Origin of the sequence: Caldimonas tepidiphila (assembly GCF_003569765.1) — a bacterium.
GTDB lineage: Bacteria > Pseudomonadota > Gammaproteobacteria > Burkholderiales > Burkholderiaceae_C > Caldimonas > Caldimonas tepidiphila.
The window spans coordinates 1-248 of sequence record NZ_KZ983974.1 but is presented as its reverse complement, the minus strand read 5'-3'; the positions used below and the strand labels follow the sequence as shown (position 1 = coordinate 248).

General features: G+C 55.6%; 1 protein-coding gene. It reads right to left on the bottom strand.

Translation table 11 applies throughout. The features are described from left to right. Positions 1 to 147, bottom strand: a 147-nt coding sequence (locus D3A59_RS03915) for a hypothetical protein (protein WP_157991394.1), incomplete at its 3' end; no start/stop codon positions are given. Between the last annotated feature and the right edge of the window lie 101 nt (positions 148 to 248).

The following is a 248-nucleotide window of genomic DNA, read 5'->3' as shown; positions in this document are numbered from 1 at the left end:
CTCGACCAGGAAGGCCTCTTCGCCTGCGGGCGGGTTCTTGATCAGCTCGATCAGCTCGGCGGTCTGAGCGGCAGACAGCGGCAGCGGCGGAATGCCGAGCGCGGCACGTTCGGCGACGTGGTCACGATAGCTTTTAAGCTGTAGCATTTGGAAAAGATGGTTGGAAGATAAGACCGTTGGCGCAACTGCTAAGTTAGACTGAGAAAGTAATATTCTCACTTTCTTTGCCTGCGAGGCAGAAGGAGTGA